General features: G+C 68.0%; 19 protein-coding genes and 1 riboswitch. Of the genes, 16 read left to right on the forward strand and 3 right to left on the reverse strand.

What is annotated here, in order from left to right; all coding sequences use genetic code 11:
* Nucleotides 1-30: 30 nt before the first annotated feature.
* A complete protein-coding gene (locus AC1DJH_RS28410; protein ID WP_478187966.1) occupies nt 31-810 on the reverse strand; it encodes a helix-turn-helix domain-containing protein in 780 nt (259 codons plus the stop codon).
* A 103-nt stretch (nt 811-913) separates the two neighbouring features.
* On the opposite strand from AC1DJH_RS28410, the gene AC1DJH_RS28415 reads away from it, so the two are divergent.
* Nucleotides 914-1,207 (forward strand): hypothetical protein, encoded by a 294-nt coding sequence (locus tag AC1DJH_RS28415; protein ID WP_478187967.1) that lies wholly within the window; start codon nt 914-916, stop codon nt 1,205-1,207.
* Here AC1DJH_RS28415 and AC1DJH_RS28420 read toward each other — a convergent pair.
* Nucleotides 1,173-2,897: a thiamine pyrophosphate-binding protein gene (locus AC1DJH_RS28420; protein ID WP_478187968.1), complete on the reverse strand. Its 1,725-nt coding sequence runs from the start codon at nt 2,895-2,897 to the stop codon at nt 1,173-1,175. The two genes, AC1DJH_RS28415 and AC1DJH_RS28420, sit on opposite strands and share 35 nt — an antisense overlap.
* A 94-nt stretch (nt 2,898-2,991) precedes the next feature.
* Here AC1DJH_RS28420 and AC1DJH_RS28425 point away from each other — a divergent pair, with 94 nt between their 5' ends.
* The 13 genes from AC1DJH_RS28425 (at nt 2,992) to arsC (ending at nt 17,577) form a co-directional block, all read left to right on the forward strand.
* Nucleotides 2,992-3,657 carry a TetR/AcrR family transcriptional regulator gene (locus AC1DJH_RS28425; RefSeq protein WP_478187969.1) on the forward strand — a complete coding sequence of 222 codons (666 nt, stop codon included), beginning with the start codon at nt 2,992-2,994 and terminating at the stop codon, nt 3,655-3,657.
* Nucleotides 3,658-3,817: 160 nt separating this feature from the next.
* Nucleotides 3,818-4,813 (forward strand): tripartite tricarboxylate transporter substrate binding protein, encoded by a 996-nt coding sequence (locus AC1DJH_RS28430; RefSeq protein ID WP_478187970.1) that lies wholly within the window; start codon nt 3,818-3,820, stop codon nt 4,811-4,813.
* Between the two features lie 23 nt (nt 4,814-4,836).
* Nucleotides 4,837-5,610 (forward strand): ABC transporter permease, encoded by a 774-nt coding sequence (locus AC1DJH_RS28435; protein WP_435436664.1) that lies wholly within the window; start codon nt 4,837-4,839, stop codon nt 5,608-5,610.
* A 46-nt stretch (nt 5,611-5,656) separates the two neighbouring features.
* Nucleotides 5,657-6,670 carry an ABC transporter substrate-binding protein gene (locus tag AC1DJH_RS28440; RefSeq protein ID WP_478187971.1) on the forward strand — a complete coding sequence of 338 codons (1,014 nt, stop codon included), beginning with the start codon at nt 5,657-5,659 and terminating at the stop codon, nt 6,668-6,670.
* 152 nt (nt 6,671-6,822) lie between these two features.
* Entirely contained in the window at nt 6,823-7,602 is a 780-nt protein-coding gene (locus AC1DJH_RS28445) for an ABC transporter ATP-binding protein (protein WP_478187972.1), read from the forward strand.
* 11 nt (nt 7,603-7,613) lie between these two features.
* The gene (locus tag AC1DJH_RS28450) at nt 7,614-9,044 is read left to right on the forward strand and encodes an enolase C-terminal domain-like protein (protein WP_478187973.1); all 1,431 of its coding nucleotides are present in this window, start codon (nt 7,614-7,616) and stop codon (nt 9,042-9,044) included.
* A 50-nt stretch (nt 9,045-9,094) separates the two neighbouring features.
* Nucleotides 9,095-10,258, forward strand: coding sequence for a Gfo/Idh/MocA family protein (locus AC1DJH_RS28455; protein WP_478187974.1), 1,164 nt, complete (start codon nt 9,095-9,097; stop codon nt 10,256-10,258).
* A gap of 7 nt (nt 10,259-10,265) precedes the next feature.
* On the forward strand, nt 10,266-11,453 hold the full coding sequence (locus tag AC1DJH_RS28460) for a dihydrodipicolinate synthase family protein (protein WP_478187975.1): 1,188 nt from the start codon (nt 10,266-10,268) through the stop codon (nt 11,451-11,453).
* Between the two features lie 9 nt (nt 11,454-11,462).
* On the forward strand, nt 11,463-12,341 hold the full coding sequence (locus AC1DJH_RS28465; RefSeq protein WP_478187976.1) for a sugar phosphate isomerase/epimerase family protein: 879 nt from the start codon (nt 11,463-11,465) through the stop codon (nt 12,339-12,341).
* Nucleotides 12,342-12,728: 387 nt separating this feature from the next.
* Nucleotides 12,729-13,820: a DNA glycosylase AlkZ-like family protein gene (locus tag AC1DJH_RS28470; RefSeq protein ID WP_478187977.1), complete on the forward strand. Its 1,092-nt coding sequence runs from the start codon at nt 12,729-12,731 to the stop codon at nt 13,818-13,820.
* A 310-nt stretch (nt 13,821-14,130) separates the two neighbouring features.
* Nucleotides 14,131-16,281 carry a TonB-dependent siderophore receptor gene (locus tag AC1DJH_RS28475; protein ID WP_478187978.1) on the forward strand — a complete coding sequence of 717 codons (2,151 nt, stop codon included), beginning with the start codon at nt 14,131-14,133 and terminating at the stop codon, nt 16,279-16,281.
* A gap of 98 nt (nt 16,282-16,379) precedes the next feature.
* Nucleotides 16,380-16,548, forward strand: a riboswitch (FMN riboswitch).
* Nucleotides 16,549-16,647: 99 nt separating this feature from the next.
* Nucleotides 16,648-17,160 carry a 6,7-dimethyl-8-ribityllumazine synthase gene (locus AC1DJH_RS28480; RefSeq protein ID WP_472124902.1) on the forward strand — a complete coding sequence of 171 codons (513 nt, stop codon included), beginning with the start codon at nt 16,648-16,650 and terminating at the stop codon, nt 17,158-17,160.
* Nucleotides 17,161-17,196: 36 nt separating this feature from the next.
* Nucleotides 17,197-17,577, forward strand: coding sequence for an arsenate reductase (glutaredoxin) (gene arsC, locus AC1DJH_RS28485; RefSeq protein ID WP_478187979.1), 381 nt, complete (start codon nt 17,197-17,199; stop codon nt 17,575-17,577).
* Between the two features lie 4 nt (nt 17,578-17,581).
* Here the strand turns inward: arsC and queG are convergent, their stop codons facing one another.
* On the reverse strand, nt 17,582-18,655 hold the full coding sequence (gene queG / locus AC1DJH_RS28490) for a tRNA epoxyqueuosine(34) reductase QueG (RefSeq protein WP_478187980.1): 1,074 nt from the start codon (nt 18,653-18,655) through the stop codon (nt 17,582-17,584).
* Here queG and tsaE point away from each other — a divergent pair.
* Together tsaE and AC1DJH_RS28500 are read left to right on the forward strand one after the other, a co-directional pair.
* Nucleotides 18,641-19,147, forward strand: a complete 507-nt coding sequence (gene tsaE / locus AC1DJH_RS28495) for a tRNA (adenosine(37)-N6)-threonylcarbamoyltransferase complex ATPase subunit type 1 TsaE (RefSeq protein ID WP_472124910.1) — start codon at nt 18,641-18,643, stop codon at nt 19,145-19,147. The genes queG and tsaE overlap by 15 nt on opposite strands.
* Nucleotides 19,144-19,830: AMIN domain-containing protein (locus AC1DJH_RS28500; protein ID WP_478187981.1), on the forward strand; the 687-nt coding region annotated here is incomplete at its 3' end. The genes tsaE and AC1DJH_RS28500, both read left to right, overlap by 4 nt.

Below are 19,830 nucleotides of genomic sequence, written 5' to 3' on the forward strand. Positions count from 1 at the left end.
GCCTCGCGCTCCCGAATCAGGAAGCCGGCTTCATGCCGGCTTTTTTTTCGCCTGCGGCAAGGCCATCCCCTTCTCGAAGAAGCGCGCCGGCGTGCAGCCGAAGTGCTTCCGGAAAGCCTCGATGAAGGCGCTCACCGAGCTGTAGCCCACCGTCAATGCCACCGTCGTCACAGGCTCCTTCACGCTCAGCAGTTCCGCCGCCTTCAGCAAACGCGCCTGCTGGCGCCATTGCGCGAAGCTCAGTCCCGTCTCTGCCGCGAAGCGGCGCGTGAGCGTTCGGCGCGCCATGCCGATGCGATCGGCCCATTCGTCGATGCCATCCGCCAGCGCCGGATCGGCGGCCAGCGCGGCGGCCATCGCGACCAGGCGCCTGTCCTGCGGCATCGGCAGGTGCAGCGACGGCCTCACGCCCGCCACAAGCTCGTCGATCAGCACACCCACCAATCGCGCACGGCGTGGCTCCTGGAGGGGGTCGGATGCATCCAGCGATGTCAGCCGGTCCACCACCCCCTGCGCCAGCGGCGTGACCGCGAACACATGCGGCCCGTCCGGCAACACGGCCGCCATCGACGCGTCGATGTGCAGGCTCCAGCCCGCCGTCGCGCCGAAGCTGCGCGCCGCATGGGCGCAGCGCGGCGCAATCCAGCCGATCCACCCCGGCGGCTGCACCCATCGCCCCGACGGTGTCTCGATGACCTGCAGGCCCTCGCGCAGCGCGAACAGCTGACCGGTCTCATGGGCGTGATACCCGGTGACGCGCGGTGCCTCGTACGCGTCGAGCCAGAGCTTCGCCGAGGCCTCAGCAGCCATGGCTGGCCCGCCGGCGGTATCGATTGGCCCCGCGCCGCAAGCCTGAATGCGCCGTGCTGCCTAGCATCGTGTTCATCTTCACCACCCCTTCAAAGGAACACACATGCAAGCCCAGGATGTACTGCCCGACGGCCAGGACTTCACCGTCATCAACGGCCGCACATTGCGCAAGGGATCGGTCGGCGCCTTCCTCGCGAACGTGCGCGTGCTCGAAGACGCGCATGCGTCTGCCGAACAGAAACACACCGCGCGGCGCGACCTGCTGTCGCTGGTTCCCACCCTCGACGCCCTGGGCCTGTTCGACGTGTTCGAACTGCGCTCGGGCGCCCTGCGCGCCGAAGTGGCCCGGCATCGTGCCGAACTCAGCGCGAGGCCTGCTGCTTCGCCGAGCGCGTGATCGACGCCAGCGTGCCGCGCGTGGTGATCACCTCGGGGTCGAGCGGAATCTCGATCAGCGTGCCCGTGTCCGCCGCCAGTGCGCGCAACAGCGCGGCTTCGAACTGCCCGGTGGCCGTCACCCGCTCGGCTGCATAGCCATAGGCGCGTGCAAGTCCGCAGAAATCGGGGTTGCGCAGCGCCGTGCCGCTCGTGCGTTCGGGGTACTCGCGCTCCTGGTGCATGCGGATGGTGCCGAACATGCCGTTGTTCAGCAGCACGATGATGCTCTTGCCGCCGTGCTGCGACGCCGTGGCCAGCTCCTGCCCCGTCATCAGGAAATCGCCGTCGCCCGCGATCGTGAAGGCCACGCGCCCCGTCGCCAGGTTGGCCGCGATGCCGGCCGGCACGCCGTAGCCCATGGCACCGCTGGTCGGCGCCAGCTGCGTCTTGGCGCCCTTGGCGAGCCCGTGGTAGCGGAAGTAGCGGTGCACCCAGCTCGCGAAGTTGCCCGCGCCGTTGGTGATGGCCGCATCCGCCGGCAGGTGCTTCTGCAGCAGCGCAACGACCTGCGCCATGTCGACCGGCCCGCGCGGCGTCTCGGCAGGCATGCCGGCGAGCGCCTGCGGCACCAGGTTGGCCTCGTAGTCGGCATGCGCCTGCAGCGTCCATTCTTCCCACGGCAGCGTCGGCGGCGCGCTCAGCACCTCCAGGCTGCGCGCGGCCGCGCTCATGCCGGCGTTGATCGCCAGGTCGGCCTGGTACACACGGTTGAGTTCTTCCGCGCTCGCGTGGATGTGCACCAGCGTCTGCTTCGCCTTGGGCGCCTCGAGCAGCGTGTAGCCGCCGGTCGTCATCTCGCCCAGGCGCGGGCCGATCGCCAGGATCAGGTCGGCGTCCTTCACGCGCTGCGCGAGCTTGGGGTTGATGGCGATGCCGACATCGCCCGCATACAGCGGATGGTGGTTGTCGAACGTGTCCTGAAAGCGGAAGGCGTTGGTCACCGGCAGGCGCCAGTTCTCGGCAAAGCGCTGCAGCGCCTGCGCGGCCTGCGCGGTCCAGCCGCCGCCGCCGGCAATCAACAGCGGGCGCTGCGACTTCAGCAGCAGCTCGCGCAGCGTGCGCAGCGCACCGGGGTCGCTCCAGGGTTCGACGGCGTCCACGCGCTTCAACGGCCGCGCCGCGGTCTCGCTGCGCAGCATGTCTTCCGGCAGCACCACCACCACCGGTCCGGGCCGTCCGTTCATCGCCGTGGCGAAGGCGCGTGCGATGTATTCGGGAATGCGGTTGGCGTCGTCGATGCGCTCCACCCGCTTGGCGAAGCCCTTGGTGCTCGGCCCGAAGAAGCTGCCGTAGTCGACCTCCTGGAAGGCTTCGCGGTCGCGGAAGTCGCTGCCGACATCGCCGACGAACAGCACCATCGGCGTCGAGTCCTGGAAGGCGTTGTGCACGCCGATCGACGCATTGGTCGCACCCGGACCGCGGGTCACGAAGCACACGCCCGGCCGCCCGGTGAGCTTGCCGTGCGCCTCGGCCATGAAGGCCGCACCGCCCTCCTGCCGGTTGACGATGAAGCGCGCACGGTCGCGGTACGCATGAAAGCCGTCGAGCACCGCCAGGAAGCTTTCGCCGGGCACGCCGAACGCGATCTCCATGCCCTGCTCGACCAGGCACTCCACGATCAGGTGGCCTGCGGGTTGTGATGTACTCATGAGAAGTGGAACCTCAGCTGCAAATGTCTTCGGCAATTATGTGCGCCCCCTCCAGACGCCTTGCGTTAATTCACCAATTGGTTAAATTCGCGCCATGAAGGCCCCCAAGGACTCCGCGTCCGACGCTCCCGAACTTCTCGAACCCCGTTCGCGCGATGCCGACCGTTCGCAGCTCGCCATCCTCGCGTCGGCGCGCGACGAGTTCTCCGCGCGCGGCCTCGCAGGCGCGCGCATGGACAGCATCGCCGAGCGCGCGGGCCTCAACAAGCGGCTCATCTACTACTACTTCGGCAGCAAGGACGACCTGTTCCTGGCGGTGCTGGAGCGCACCTACGCCGACATCCGCGAGGCCGAGCAGCGCCTGCACCTCGACGAGATCGAACCGGTCGAGGCGATCCGCCAGCTGGTGTCCTTCACCTGGCACTACTACCTGGAGCACCCCGAGTTCATCACGCTGCTCAACAGCGAGAACCTGCACTGCGCGGCGCACCTGAAGCGCTCCGAGCGCATCCAGGAAATGAACTCGCCGCTGGTGCAGCTGCTCGACACCGTGCTGGAGCGCGGCAAGAAGGACCACCTGTTCCGCGCGGGCGTCGACCCGGTGCAGCTGTACATCTCGATCGCGTCGCTGTGCTACTTCTACCTGTCGAACAACCACACGCTGTCGGCCATCTTCGGGCGCGACCTGCGCGCGCCCAAGGCGATGGCGCAGCGCCTCTCGCACATGACCGACCTCGTGCTGGGCTACGTCCTGCGCTGACCTCGCACTGAACGCGCGCCCTCGCGGCGCCTTCGCACTCTCCGGGTATTCACTAGGCAGCGGCCGTTGACGCTGCGGCGCAGCCGTTCCTAAAATCGTTAATTCACTCATTGGTGAATTGAACGATCAAAGAATGCGGACCCACCGCGCGGAGACAACCTTGAAGCCTCTTCTTGCAAGCACTGCACGCACCGCCGTCATTGCCTCCCTGACCTGCATCGCGGCCTTGCTGCCGGGCCTGGCCGCCGCGCAGAACGGTTACCCCACCAAGCCGATCCGCGTGATCGTTCCCTTCGCGGCCGGCAGCACCACCGACATCATTGCCCGCGCCATCACCGACAAGATGAGCCTCAGCATGGGCCAGACGCTGGTCATCGACAACCGCGGCGGCGCCAGCGGCACCATCGGGCAGCAGGCAGTGGCCACGGCCGCTGCGGACGGCTACACGGTCATGATCCATTCGTCCTCGCACACGGTGAGCCCGTCGACCTTCGCCAAGCTGCCCTTCGACACGGTGCACGACTTCGCCGGCGTCACGCCCATCTCGTCGCTGCCCAACGCGCTGGTCATCTCGCCCTCGAAGAACATCAAGACGCTGCCGCAGTTGCTGGCCGCCGCACGCGCCAAGCCCGGCAGCATGAACTTCGCCTCCGCCGGCCAGGGCAGCGCCACGCACCTGAACGCCGAGAAGTTCAAGATGGCCGCGAAGATCGACGCGACCAACATCCCCTTCAAGGGGTCGGGCGAGGCCGTGACCGAAGTGCTCTCGGGCCGGGTCGACTACTACTTCTCCCCCATCGCGCCGGTCATCGGCCAGATCAAGGAAGGCCAGCTGCTGGCGCTGGCCGTCGGCTCGCCCAAGCGCGCGGCCGCCCTGCCCGACGTGCCCACCACCACCGAGGCCGGCGTGCCCGGCTCGGAGTTCAACTTCTGGATCGGCATGATGGCGCCGGCCAAGACGCCACGCGACATCGTCGAACGACTGAACGCAGAGGTAGCCAAGGCGCTGGCCACGCCCGAGGTGAAGGAACGCTTCCTGAAGCTCGGCGCCGACGCCTGGACGCTCAAGCCCGCGCAGTTCGACGCCTACATCAAGGAAGAGATCGCCAGCAACGCCGAACTCGTGAAGGCCGCCGGCCTGGCCGTGCAGCAGTAAGCGCAAGAAAGCGCCGCTCCGCCATGCTCCGCAAGCTCCTGCTCTCCCCGGCCCTGCGCCCGTTCATCCTCATCTTGCTGCTGCTGGTGCTGTGGGACCTGGCGATCCGTCTCTTCAAGATTCCGGCCTACCTGGTTCCCCCGCCGTGGGAGGTGGTGAAGCAACTCGTGGCCGAATGGCCGCGCCTGCTGTCCGAAAGCTGGAAGACCACGCTGGCCACGCTGGGCGGCTTCGGCCTGACCATCCTGATCGGCATTCCGATGGCGATGGTCATCGCCTACTCGCGCGTGGTCGAGTCGTATGTGTACCCGCTGCTGGTGTTCTCGCAGAGCATCCCGAAGGTGGCGATCGCGCCGCTGTTCGTGGTGTGGTTCGGCTTCGGCATCTTTCCGAAAGTGATCAGCGCCTTCCTGCTGGGCTTCTTCCCGGTGGTGGTGTCCACGGTGATGGGCTTCAAGTCGGTCGAGCCCGACATGATCGACCTGTCGCGCTCCATGGGCGCGAGCCGGCTTCAGACCTTCTTCAAGATCAGCCTGCCGCAGGCCCTGCCCCAGATCTTCAGCGGCCTGAAGGTGTCGGTCACGCTGGCCGTGGTGGGTGCGGTGGTGGGCGAATTCGTCGGCTCGAACTCGGGCATCGGCTATGTGCTGCAGGTGGCCAATGGCAATTTCGACCTGCCCCTGATGTTCGCCGCGCTGGTGGTGCTGTCGAGCATTGGCGTCATTCTTTTCGTCGCGGTCGACCTGGTCGAGCGCGTGATGATTCCGTGGCACGCCTCGCAGCGCCACGCGCACTGAGTTCCTGGTTCCTTCTGCATACCAACAACCTCCCGGAGACAAGACCATGAAGAAACTTCTTCCCTCGCTGCTCGGCGCCGCCGCCTTCGCCACCTTCGCCGTCCTTTCCATCGCACCGGCCCACGCCCAGGCCGACAAGCCCAAGGACAAGGTCACGCTGATGCTCAACTGGTACCTGTACAGCGAGCACGCGCCCTTCTTCCTGGGCAAGGAAAAGGGCTTCTACGCCGAGGAAGGCATCGACCTCGACATCCAGGAGGGCCGCGGTTCCGCCGTTACCGCGCAGGCGGTGGCCGCCAAGTCGGCCACCTTCGGCTACATCGACGTCACGACCATGATCAAGGCCGCCGCCAAGGGTGCGCCGCTGAAGTCGACCGGCGTGCTGTTCCAGGTGAGCCCGATGTCGGTCATGGGCTTCACCGAGAAGAACATCAAGACACCCAAGGACATCATCGGCAAGACCGTGGCCGTGACGCCGGGCGACTCGATGTCGCAGATGTGGCCGCTCTTCCTCAAGGTCAACAACATCACGGCCGACCAGGTGAAGATCGTCTCGGGCGACGGCCAGACCAAGCTCAATGCCGTCACCAACGGCCAGGCCGACCTGCTGCTGGGCTATGTGATGGACCAGGCCATCAAGCTGCAGGACGCCACCGGCAAGCCCGTGACGCCGATCCGCTTCGCCGACTCTGGCGTGAACCAGATCAGCTCCGGGATCATCACCAACAAGAACCTGCTGACCGAGAACCCCGACCTGGTGAAGCGCTTCATGCGCGCCTCCACCAAGGCCGCCGAAGCCGCCGAGAAGAGCCCCGAGGCAGCGGTCGACGCGATGCTGAAGGCCAACCCGAAGGCCGGCGTGCGCGACACGCTGATCGTGGGCATGAAGCAGAGCGTGGCGCTGTACCACACCAAGGAAACGGGCAACCAGCGCCCGTTTCGCGTGGCCATGAAGAACGTGAGCGACTCGCTCGACCTGCTGGTGCAGTACGGCGGCATGGACGCATCGACACGCGGCAAGCCGGAAGACTACGTGACCCTCGACTTCCTGCCGCAATAGGTTCACCCCAGGCTGCGCGCACTTCGTGTCGCTTCTCCCTCCCCCTTCCGGGCGCGACACCAGCGGCCCGGCAAAGCCGGTTCCGCGGTCTCTCACGAAAAAGCCGAACGCCCGTTTTCAACTCGCTAGCTTCCGCTCTCTCTTTAAGCTCAATGTCTACCAATGTCCTGATCGAAGCGCGCGGCGTCTCGAAGATCTACCAGAGCAAGGACGGCCCGGTCGAGTCGCTCAAGCCGCTCGACTTCGCCATCGGGCAAGGCGAGTTCGTCTCGGTCGTCGGCCCCTCGGGCTGCGGCAAGAGCACGCTGCTGAAGATGGTGGCCGGCCTGCTGCCCATCAGCGGCGGCAGCCTCACGCTGGCGGGCAAGCCCATCGTCGGCCCGCAGAAGGACGTGGGCATCGTGTTCCAGAGCGCGGTGCTGCTGCCGTGGCGCAGCGTGGAAGACAACATCCTGCTGCAGGCCGAGATGCGCCACCTGCCCAAGGCCGCGTCGCAGGCGCGTGCACGCGAGCTGATGGAGATGGCCGGCCTGAAGGGCTTCGAGGGCAAGTACCCCTGGCAGCTGTCGGGCGGCATGCAGCAACGCGCGTCGATCTGCCGCGCGCTGCTGCACGACCCCTCGGTGCTGCTCATGGACGAGCCCTTCGGCGCGCTCGACGCGATGACGCGCGAGAAGATGAACCTGGAGCTGCAGCGCATCTGGCTGGCCTCGAAGAAGACGGTGATGCTCATCACCCACAGCATTCCGGAGGCCATCTTCCTGTCGGACCGCGTGATCGTGATGAGCGAGCGGCCCGGCGCCATTGCCGCCGTGTACGACATCGACCTGCCGCGCGCCCGCACGCTGGACATGATGGCCTCGCCGGAGTTCGGCGCGTACACGAAGCTGGTGCGCGCGCATTTCTTCTCCCAGGGCATCCTGGACCACTGAAGGCGACAGCCATGGATGCGATCCGCTTTCACGTCGAGGAAGTCCGCTTTGCCGAGCGCCACGTGGCGCTGCGGCTGCCGTTCCGCTTCGGCGCGGCCACCGTCACGGCCTGCCCGCAGGTCTACGTGAAGGCCCGCATCCGCCTGGCGGACGGCCGCACCGCCGAGGGCTGCGCCGCCGAGATGATGGTGCCCAAGTGGTTCGACAAGAACCCCGCGCTCACCCACGAGCAGAACTTCGAGCAACTGCGCTTTGCCTTGCGCGACGCGCGCGAGGCCTACACGGCCGAGCCCGAAGCGCAGACCGCGTGGACGCACTTCGCATCGAACTACGCCGCGCTGCAGGACCTTGCCAAGGCCAAGGGCCTGCAGCCGCTGGTGGCCAGCTACGGCCCGGCGCTGATCGACCGCGCCCTGTTCGACGCGCTGTGCCTGCACACCTGCGCGAGCTTTGCCACGGCAATGAACGGCAACCTCGGCGGCATCGACATCGCCGGCAGCGGGCTGGTCGACGACCTCGCGGGGTTCGACATGCACGCGTTCCTGGCCGGCAAGTCGCCGCGCGTGCACATCGCGGCGCGCCACACCGTGGGCCTGGCCGATGCCATCGACGACGAAGACGCCGCGCCCGATGCGCCGACCGACGGGCTGCCCGCCACGCTGGCCGCGGCCGTGCGCCGCTACGGCCTCACGCACTTCAAGATCAAGCTGTGCGGCAACACCGCGCAGGACATCGACCGGCTCCAACGCATCGCCCGCGTCATCGACGGCCACGCGCAGCTGGTGACGCTCGACGGCAACGAGCAGTACGCGGACGCCGGCGACTTCGCCACATTTCTCGACCGCATGCTGTCCACGCCCGTGCTGTGGAAGCTCGCGCAGAAGACGGCGTTCGTCGAGCAGCCGATCCGGCGCGATGCGGCGCTGCAGCGCGACGTGTCCGCGCTGGGCAAGCGCATTCCGCTGCTCATCGACGAATCCGACGCGACGCTCGACGCCTTCGTGCAGGCCCGCGCGCTCGGCTACACCGGCGTGTCGAGCAAGAGCTGCAAGGGCTTCTACAAGTCGGTGGTCAATGCGGCGCGCTGCGCCCACTGGAATGCGGCCCAGGACAAGCCGCGTTACTTCCTTTCCGGTGAAGACCTCACCATGCAGGCCGGCCTCGGCGTGCAGCAAGACCTGGCGCTGGTGGCATGGCTGGGCCTGTCGCACGTGGAGCGCAACGGGCACCACTACGTCAACGGCCTGGCAGCCGCGCCCGAGGCCGAACAGCAGGCCCTGCTGAAGCTGCACCCCGGCCTTTACGAGCAACGCGACGGCGCGGTGCGCCTCGCCATCCGCGACGGACAGCTCGACCTGTCCTCGCTCGCCACCGCGCCCGGCTTCGCCACCGGCCAACCCGGCGCCGGCATCTCGTGGGACGCGATGCGTTCCGTCTACTGAAGCCCCCCGCTTCGATCTCCAATCTCTCTCGCATCTCAAGGAAGCAAACGATGGCCACCCAACGTCTAGGAATCATCATGCACGGCGTCACCGGCCGCATGGGCATGAACCAGCACCTGATCCGCTCGATCTGCGCCATTCGCGCCCAGGGCGGTGTCACGCTGTCGAACGGCGACAAGGTCATGCCCGACCCCATCCTCATCGGCCGCAACGCCGAGAAGATGGAGGCGCTCGCCAAGGCGCACAACATCGCGCGATGGGGCACCGACCTCGACAAGGCCCTGGAGAACAAGGACGACACCATCTTCTTCGACGCCGGCACCACGCAGATGCGCCCCACGCTGCTGGCCAAGGCCATCCGCGCCGGCAAGCACGTGTACTGCGAGAAGCCGATCGCCACCAACCTGAACGAAGCCGTCGAAATCGCGCGCCTGGCCGAAGGCTCGGGCCTGAAGCACGGCGCGGTGCAGGACAAGCTCTTCCTGCCCGGCCTGCGCAAGCTCGACATGCTGCGCCGCGCGGGCTTCTTCGGCCGCATGCTCAGCGTGCGCCTGGAGTTCGGCTACTGGGTGTTCGAGGGCGACCTGCAGCCCATCCAGCGCCCGAGCTGGAACTACCGCAAGGAAGACGGCGGCGGCATGATCCTGGACATGATGTGCCACTGGCGCTACGTGCTGGACAACCTGTTCGGCGAGGTGAAGTCGGTGTCGTGCCTGGGCGCCACCCACATCCCCAAGCGCTGGGACGAAGCCGGCGAGCCCTACCAGGCCACCGCCGACGACGCGGCCTACGCCACCTGCGAGCTCACCGGCCACAACGGCGAGCCCGTCATCGCGCAGATCAACATGAGCTGGGTCACGCGCGTGCGCCGCGACGACCTGGTCACCTTTCACGTGGACGGCACCGACGGCTCGGCCGTGGCGGGCCTGTCGAGCTGCCGCGCCCAGTCGCGCGTGGCCACGCCGCGCCCGGTGTGGAACCCCGACGAGAAGCAGACCATGAACTTCTTCGACCAGTGGCAGGAAATTCCGGACTCGCAGGTCTACGACAACGGCTTCAAGATCCAGTGGGAGCACTTCATTCGCCACGTGGTCGAGAACGCGCCCTACAAGTGGACGCTGCCTGAAGGCGCCAAGGGCGTGCAGCTGGTGGAGGCCGCGCTCGAATCGTGGAAGGACCGCCGCTGGGTCGACGTGTCCCCGCTGAAGGTCTGAGGCGGCCATGGCGCTCTCGCTCATCCTCCCCACCGCCGGCGGCACGCTCGCGCCTTACACCCTGCGCGGCACCGTGCCGGTGAAGCCTGCTGCGGGCGTGAAGTTCGACCGCATCGCCTACTCGGCCGCGCACGTCGTGGCCGATCCGCTTGCGGCCATCGACCCGTGGCTGCAATGCGCGGTCGACTGGGACACCACCATCGCCTACCGCCGCCACCTGTTCTCGCTGGGCCTGGGCGTGGCCGAGGCCATGGACACCGCGCAGCGCGGCATGGGCCTGGACTGGCCCACGTCGCTCGAACTGATCCGCCGCTCGCTCGATGCGGCAAAAGATGTTCCCGGCGCTCTCGTCGCCTCGGGCTGCGGCACCGACCACCTGGACATCGACGGCGTGAAGAGCGTCGACGATGTGATCCGCGGCTACGAAGAACAGATGGCCGCTATCGAGAAGCTCGGCGGCAAGCTGATCGTGATGGCCAGCCGCGCACTGGCCCGCGTGGCGAAGAGCCCAGCGGACTACGAGCGCGTGTACGACCGCATCCTGGGCCAGGCGAAGCAGCCGGTGGTGCTGCACTGGCTGGGCGACATGTTCGACCCGGCGCTGGCAGGCTACTGGGGCACCAAGGACGTCGACGCGGCCATGCACACGGCGCTGGGCATCATCGCGGCGCACCCCGACAAGGTCGACGGCATCAAGATCTCGCTGCTCGACAAGGACAAGGAAATTGCGATGCGCCGGCGTCTTCCGGCTGGTGTTCGCATGTACACGGGCGACGATTTCAACTATGCCGAGCTCATCGCGGGTGACGGCTTCGGAAGCGAACCGACGCACGGCAAGAGCGATGCGCTGCTGGGCATCTTCGACGCCATCGCGCCCGCAGCCAGCGCCGCACTGGGTGCGCTGGCCCAGGGCGACACCGAGAAGTTCCACGCCATCCTCGGACCCACGGTGCCGCTGTCACGTCACATCTTCGCGGCGCCCACGCGCTTCTACAAGACCGGCGTGGTGTTCATGGCCTGGCTCAACGGCCACCAGAAGCACTTCACGATGGTGGGCGGCCAGCAGAGCACGCGTTCGCTGCAGCACTTCGCAGAGTTGTTCCGCCTGGCCGACGCGGCCAACCTGCTGGAGCAGCCCGAACTTTCGGTGCGGCGCATGAAGACGCTGCTGGCCCTGCACGGCGTGGAAGGCTGAAGCCACCCCATGCGCGATTTTTCGAAAGACCACGACTGGCTGTCGATCAACACCGCCACGGTGCGCAAGCAACTGGGCGCCGAGGTGCCGCTGGACCGCATCATCGACCAGTGCGCCGAGCGCGGCATCCGTGCGATCAGCCCGTGGCGCGACCAGGTGGCGGCCGTCGGTCTGGCCAAGGTCGCCAGCCAACTGAAGGCGCACGGCATGGGCCTCTCGGGCTACTGCCGCGGCGGCTTCTTTCCGGCGCCGGATGCGGCGGGCCTGAAGGCCGCGCTCGACGACAACCGCCGCGCCATCGACGAGGCCAAGACACTCGATGCGCCCTGCCTCGTGCTGGTGGTGGGCGCGCTGCCCGGTGCGCTCGAGGGCAAGGCCGCGTACACGGACATCGGCCGTGCGCGCAACGAGGTGCGCGACGGCATTGCCGCATCCCTCAAGTACGCCCGCGAGGTCGGGATGCCGCTGGCCATCGAGCCCCTGCACCCGATGCAGGCGGCCGACCGCGCGTGCATCAACACGCTGGAACACGCGCTCGACCTGTGCGACGAACTCGATGCGGGCAAGAGCGGCATGCTGGGCGTGGCGCTGGACATCTATCACGTGTGGTGGGACCCGAAGCTGCGGCAGCAGATTGCCCGCGCGGGCCGGGAGCGCCTGCTGGCCTACCACGTGTGCGACTGGCTCACGCCCACGCGCGACCTGCTGAGCGACCGCGGGATGATGGGCGACGGCGTGGTCGAGCTGAAGAAGATCCGCGGGTGGGTCGAGGACGCTGGGTTCGCCGGCTTCAGCGAGGTCGAGATTTTTTCCAACCTCGACTGGTGGCAGCGGCCTGGAAGCGAAACGCTCGACGTGTGCATCGAGCGGCACAAGCTGGCTGTCTAGATTGCTTGCGTTTCTTAGCGCTGTTGTTCAGGGCGCGTGCACAGGGCGCCGGGTACTCCCCTCCGCGAATGTCCCCCGGGGCTGCGCCCCTCCTCCTTTATTTCGCTGCGGGGAGCACCCGGCGCCCTGTGCACTGGACACGATGCTGATGCGCCCCGATCAACGATCGCTCTGAACCAAGCTCACGCTGCTGGTGATCAGCGATCAACCCCGGCTCCGCCCACGCTCGCGCCGATGGGATGCCTTGCGCAGCGAAATAAAGGGGGAGCGAAGCGGAGGACATTCGCGGAGCAAGGTACCCCGTCGGCGTGAGCGCGCCCTGAACAGGAGCCGTCAACGACGTCCTCAACCAAGCACAACGCAGCCGCATATGCTGCAATCCGCCCCATGGCTGACCCGACCCTCGACGACCTGCGCCGCTATGCCGTGGCGCGGACCCTCTTCAAACCCACCACGCTGCCCGCAGCGATCCGCCAGCTCGGCTTTGTCCAGGCCGATCCCATCCGCGCCCCCGCGCGTGCGCAAGACCTTACGTTGCGCCACCGCGTGAAGGACTACCGCGCGGGCGACCTGGAAAGCCGCTACGCGCGCCTTTCTGTCGAGGAAGACTGTCTCGTCAACTACGGCTTCCTGCCGCGCGAGCATCTGGCGCTGATGCATCCGCGCGAAGCCAGGCAGGCCTGGGACGCCGACACCCGCCGCAAGGCCGCCGACGTGCTGGCCTACGTGCAGGAACACGGCCCCGTGCACCCGCGCCAGGTCGAGCAGCATTTCGCGCACGGCCGGGTCAAGAACTACTGGGGCGGCTCGAGCAACGCGACCACCCACCTGCTCGACGGCATGCACTACCGCGGCATGCTGCGCGTGGTGCGGCGCGACAGCGGCACGCGCGTGTACGCGGCCGTCGCGCACCTGCCCGCCGACGACAGCCCCGCCGGCCGCGCGCTGCGTGCCGCCGCGCTCATCGCACTGGTGGTGCGCAAGTACGCGCCGCTGCCGGCCGCGAGCCTCACCTACCTTGTGCGCCTGCTCGGCTACGGCGCGCCGCACCTGTCGGCGCAGACACAGGCGGCCCTGCGCATCGCGCGGGACGAACTCGCCAGCTGCCGCATCGACGGCACCACCTGGTACTGGCCCGCCGGCGAGAACCCGGCCTCGCGCCGCCACGCCCCCGACGACGCGGTGCGCCTGCTCGCGCCCTTCGATCCGGTCGTGTGGGACCGCCGCCGCTTCGAGCTGCTGTGGGGATGGACGTACAAGTTCGAGGCCTACACGCCCGCGCCGAAGCGCCAGTTCGGCTACTACGCGCTGCCGCTGCTGTGGCACGACCGCGTGATCGGCTGGGCCAACGTCACGGCGCCCGGCGGACAGGTGCAGCCCGACTTCGGCTACGTCGACAGGAAGCCGCGCGACGCGGCCTTTCGCGCGGCGCTGGACGACGAACTGCAGCGCATGACGCAGTTCCTTTCGGGACGCTGAAGCGCTTCTATAATTCCGCCGCTCAGCCAGCCGCCCGCCACGGGCGCGCCAGCCGTCTTCGAAGGAACGAAGACCGCAGCCGCAACGGCTGCCCCGACGACGCACAGACCCACAAACACCATCGGCCGCCGGCATCCGGCGAGCGGCCGGATGCGCTCGCACGGACCGAACCGAACCCGAGAAGCCATGGCACGCCCCGACGCGTGCCGCAGCCACTCCCCTTTCACGCAGGACACAGGAGAAGCTGCACATGACATCCAGGATCCGTCGCCCGAATTGGCGCCTTTCACCCCTTTCACGCCTTTCACGCATGTCGCACGGCCGCCGCGCCACGCTCGCCGCCACCGCCGTGGCGCTGAGCGCGGCCGTGCCGGCCTACGCCGAGGACAAGGACGAAGCCAATGAGCCCCGCAGGGCGCTGCCCACCGTCACCGTCTCGGGCGATTCGGGCGAGACCGCGACCGGCCCGGTGACCGGCTTCGTCGCCAGGCGCGGCGGCACCGCCACCAAGACCGACACGCCGCTGATCGAGACGCCGCAAGCCATCTCGGTCATCACGCGCGACCAGATGGAGGCCCAGGGGGCGCTCACGCTGCGCGAAACCACCAACTACACGGCCGGCGTGGTGTCGAGCTACTTCGACAGCCGGGTCGATTCGTTCAAGGTGCGCGGCGGCGATGCGGTGCAGTACCTCGACGGCCTGCAGCGCACCTACGGCACCTACAACTCGACCAAGGTCGATCCGTACCTGCTCGAACGCGTCGAACTGCTGCGCGGCCCCTCGTCGGTGCTCTACGGGCAAGGGGGCATCGGCGGCGTACTCAACCTGGTGTCGAAGCGGCCGCAAGCGGAGGCGCAGCGCGAAGTGCAGGTGCAGCTGGGCAACCACGACCGCAAGCAGGTGGCGGCCGACTTCACCGGCCCGCTCGATACCGAAGGCAAGTGGCTCTACCGCCTGGTGGCCGTGAACCGCGACAGCGGCACGCAGGTCGACCACGTGTCGGACGACCGCATCCTGGTGGCGCCGTCGCTCACCTGGCGACCGAGCACCGACACCTCGCTCACACTGCAGGCGTCGTACCAGAAGGACAAGAGCGGCTCGCTGATCGGCTTCTTCCCCTGGCAGGGCACGCTGCAGCCATCGCTCTACGGGCAGATTCCCACCTCGACCTTCACCGGCGAGCCGGGCTTCGACCGCTACGACTCGCGCAACACCTCGCTGGGCTACCTGTTCAGCCACCGCATCGACGACACGTGGACGGTGCGGCAGAACCTGCGCACGACCGAAAGCAAGGTCTGGTACGACACCTCGTACACCAGCTTCACCGCCAACCGGCTCACGGGCCGGCCCGCGCGGCCGGTGTTCAACATCGACCAGCGCACCATCGAGCGCGACCTGAGCTCCACCATCAGCGGCGGCAAGATGCTGCTGGTCGACAACCAGGCCGAAGCGCATTTCAAGACTGGCGCGGCCGAGCACACGCTGCTGGTCGGCGCGGACTTCCAGCGCAACCAGACCTCGCAGCTCACCGGCCGTGGCCGCGCGGGCGCGCTCGACGTGTATGCGCCGGTGTACGGCAACTACACGCCGCCCGCCGTCCTCACGCGCCAGCCCGCCGTGGTGCAGAAGCAGGTGGGTATCTACGCACAGGACCAGGTGAAGTACGGCAGATGGATCGGCCTGCTGGGCCTGCGCCACGACAAGGCCGACACCGACACCGAAGGCCGCCCCGCGGCCGCGGTCGACGACAAGGCCACGACCAAGCGCGCGGGCCTGGTCTACCTGGCCGACGGCGGCTGGGCGCCGTACCTGAGCTATGCGGAGTCGTTCCTGCCGCTGGGCGGCGTCGACCTGAACAACACGCCCTTCAAGCCGCAGCGCGGCAAGCAGTGGGAGGCCGGCATCAAGTGGGAGCCCGAAGGCCAGCGCACCTCCTTCATGGCCGCGGTGTACGACCTGCGCGACACCAACCGCAAGACCACCGATCCGACCAACCCGCTCAACAGCGTGCAGCTCGGCGAGGTGCACGTGAAGGGCCTGGAGCTGGAGTACAAGGGCAGCATCGCGCGCGACTGGGACTGGATCGCCTCGTACGCCTACACCGACGCGCGCGTCTCGCGCAGCAACGGGGCCGACCTGGGCAAGCGCCTGTCGGGCGTGCCGAAGCATGCGGCCTCGGCCTGGGTGATGCGTCGCTTCTCGATCGGCGGCGTGCCCGGCTTTTCGCTGGGCGGCGGCGTGCGCTACCTGGGCGAATCGTGGGACGGCACGGACGCCCTGCGCACGCCGTCGGTCACGCTGTTCGACGCGATGCTCGCCTGGGACAACGGCCCGCTGCGCCTGTCGCTGAACGTCGGCAACCTGACGGACAAGGTGCAGATCACCACCTGCCTCACGCGCGGCGACTGCTTCTACGGACAGCGCCGTAACGTGACCGCGGCCGCCACGTATCGCTTCTGAAGAAAATCCCCGTGAGCCTGAAGGTCTGGCGCGCGGGCGACAACCCGGCCCTGCGCCGGACTTCTAGAATCGCGCGGTCGTCCGGTTCGCCGGGTGGCAAGCGTTCTCAGGGCGGGGTGCAATTCCCCACCGGCGGTGATGGCGGCTCTTCCGAAAGGAGGCCGCACAAGCCCGCGAGCGCCTGGAGCTTGCAACAAGCCCCAGGGTCAGCAGATTTCGGTGCGATTCCGAAGCCGACGGTCACAGTCCGGATGAAAGAGAGCGCGAAATGCGGGCATGCCCGCGCGCCTCGCATTTGCGGGCGCGCGGGCGGGCCTGTGGTTTCGTGCGCCCTGATTCAGGAAACCTGCTTTCTAGAGGCACACCATGAGTCAGATCAACGACCTTCCCCTTTCCGCAGTGACGGCATCGGGCTCCCCGCGCGGCACGCGCATCGCCTTCGTCGAGGCCCAGTGGCACGCCGACATCGTCCACCAGGCCCGCGACGCCTTCCTTGCCGAGATGGACCGGCTCGGCGTGGCACGCGAGCGCATCGACATCTTCGACGTGCCGGGCGCCTTCGAGATTCCGCTGCATGCCAAGCGGCTCGCCAACTCCGGCAAGTACGCGGCCATCGTCGCCTGCGCGCTGGTGGTGGACGGCGGCATCTACCGCCACGAGTTCGTGGCGAGCACGGTGGTCAGCACGCTGATGTCGCTGCAGCTGGAGACCGACGTGCCGATCTTCTCGGCCGTGCTCACGCCGCACCACTTCCACGAGCACGTGGAGCACCGCAAGTACTTCCACCGCCACTTCGCCATCAAGGGCACCGAAGTGGCCGAGGCCTGCTTCCGCACGCTGGAAGCCCTGAACAAGGTCGACGCGCTGCTGGCGGCGTGACAGCGGCGGATTGCGCGTTTTTTCGATGATTCCGCCATGACCGCACGCTCCCTCACCACCGCCTACCCGATGACGATCTTCCACAAGCCGAACTGCAGCACCTCGCGCAACGTGCTGTCGTTGATCCGCGAAAGCGGCGTGGAGCCCGAGATCGTGCTGTACCTGGAAACGCCGCCCTCGAAGAAGAAGCTGCGTGAACTTGCCAAGGCCATGGGCATGGGCCCGCGCGACCTGCTGCGCACGAAAGAAGCGCCCTACGCGGAATTGAAGCTGGCCGACGAGACATTGACCGACGACCAGTTGTTCGACGCCATCGTCGCGCACCCGATCCTGCTGCAGCGCCCCATCGTGGTGTCGCCGCGCGGCACGCTGATGTGCCGCCCGTGGGAACGCGTGCGCGAGATCCTGCCCGCCTGAGTATTCAGTTGCCGGCCTGCTGCGCCAGGCCCCAGGCCACGTGCTCGCGCACGAGCTCGCTGTCGTGCGAGGCCCGTGTCGCGAGCGCTTCTTGCGCCCCGCCCTCGCCCGCTCCGGCCGCATTGCCCAGCGCCACCGCGATGTTGCGCAGCCAGCGTTCATGCCCGATGCGGCGGATCGGGCTGCCCTCGGTGCGGCGCAGGAAGTCTTCTTCGGTCCAGGCGAACAGCTCGGCCAGCGTGCGGCCGGTGAGCCCTTCGCGCGCATCGAAATCGGGCAGCGTGCTTTTCTTCGCGAACTTGTTCCAGGGGCAGATCAGCTGGCAGTCGTCGCAGCCGTAGATGCGGTTGCCCATCAGCGGACGCAGCTCGGCCGGAATCGGCCCGCCGTGCTCGATGGTGAGGTACGAGATGCAGCGCCGCGCATCGAGCCGCCGCGGCGCGACGATGGCCTGCGTCGGGCACACGTCGATGCAGGCACTGCAGCTGCCGCAGTGCGCGGTGACGGGCTCGCTCGGCGGCAGTTCCATGTCGACGTAGATCTCGCCGAGGAAGAACATCGAGCCCGCGTCGCGGTCGAGTACCAGCGTGTGCTTGCCGCGCCAGCCCTGCCCGCTGCGCGAGGCCAGCTCGGCTTCGAGCACCGGGGCCGAGTCGGTGAAGGCGCGGTGGCCGAACGGGCCCACCTCTTCGGCGATGCGCTCGGCCAGCCTGGCAAGCCGGTTGCGCAGCACCTTGTGATAGTCGCGGCCCCGCGCATAGACCGACACGATGGCCTCGCCGGGGCGGGTGAGCCGGTCGAACTCGACGGCCTGCCATTCGGGCGAGGTGTCGCGCGGCAGGTAGTCCATGCGCGCGGTGATCACGCTCACCGTGCCCGGCACCAGCTCGGCCGGGCGGGCGCGCCGCGTGCCGTGCGTTGCCATGTATTGCATCTCGCCGTGGAACCCATGGGCCAGCCATTGCATCAGACCGTCCTCGGCGCTCGATAGATCGACGCCCGCGATTCCGATTTGGGAGAATCCGAGATCCCGGGCCAAGGCCTGAATACGAACAACGAGTGGATGGCTGACGATCACTTGCCGATTGTAGAAACGCAAACGAGCACCCGCACCCTGCGCTGGCGCAGCGAAGACGACACCGACGCCTTCGCGCGCGCACTCGCGGGCTCGCCTGCCGTGCGCGACGCGTTCATCGCGCTGCACGGCGACCTGGGCGCGGGCAAGACGACTTTCGTACGCCATCTGCTGCGCGCGCTGGGCATCGCGGGGCGCATCAAGAGCCCCACCTATGCCGTGGTGGAGCCGCACGAGGCGCCCGACGGCCTGCAGATCTTCCATTTCGACTTCTACCGCTTCGCCGACCCGCGCGAATGGGACGACGCGGGCTTTCGCGACATCTTCGCGGGCCCCGGGCTCAAGCTGGCCGAGTGGCCGGACAACGCCGCGGGCCGTACCCCACCTGCCGACCTCGCTATTAAAATAGAAGCAATGACTGACGACACACGCAGCGTGACCCTCCTCGCGAACACCCCTCGCGGCCGCGATCTGCTGGCGCGCATCGCCGCATGAAGGCGGGCGGCCTGAAACGGCGCGTGCTGCTGCAAGGCGGCAGCATCGCGCTGATGCTCGGCGTGCACCAGATCGCACGCGGCGCCTCCATCCTCGCCGTGCGGGTGTGGCCCGCCGCCGACTACACCCGCGTGACCATCGAGTCCGACGCGCGCCTCAATTCGCAGCAGCTCGTGGTGGGCAGCCCGCCGCGGCTCGCGGTGGACATCGAAGGCATCGACCTCAACCCCGAACTGCGCGAGCTGGTCGGCAAGATCAAGCCGGGCGACCCGTTCATCAATGGCCTGCGCGTCGGGCAGAACGCACCGAAGGTGGTGCGCATCGTGTTCGACCTGAAGCAGGCCGTGGTGCCGCAGGTGTTCTCGCTCGCGCCCGTGGCCGCGTACAAGCACCGGCTGGTGCTCGACCTGTACCCCGAGCAGGCCGTCGACCCGATGGAAGCGCTGATCGCCGAGCGGCTGCGCGACGCGCCCCGTACGGCAGGCAGTTCAACGGGGAGCTCCACAGGCAGCTCGGCCATGGCCGGCGAGGCCCCCACGCCCGCACCGCCGCCTCCGCCCGGCGTGCCGGTGCGCCCCGCGCCCCCCGCCGGCGACGCGCTGGGCGACCTGATCGCGCAGCAGGCCATGCGTCCCGGTCCTCCCGCGCCGCCGCCGCCGGTGGTGGCCGGCGCCGACCGGCCC

It is taken from the genome of Variovorax sp. 10N412 (genome assembly GCF_056394985.1).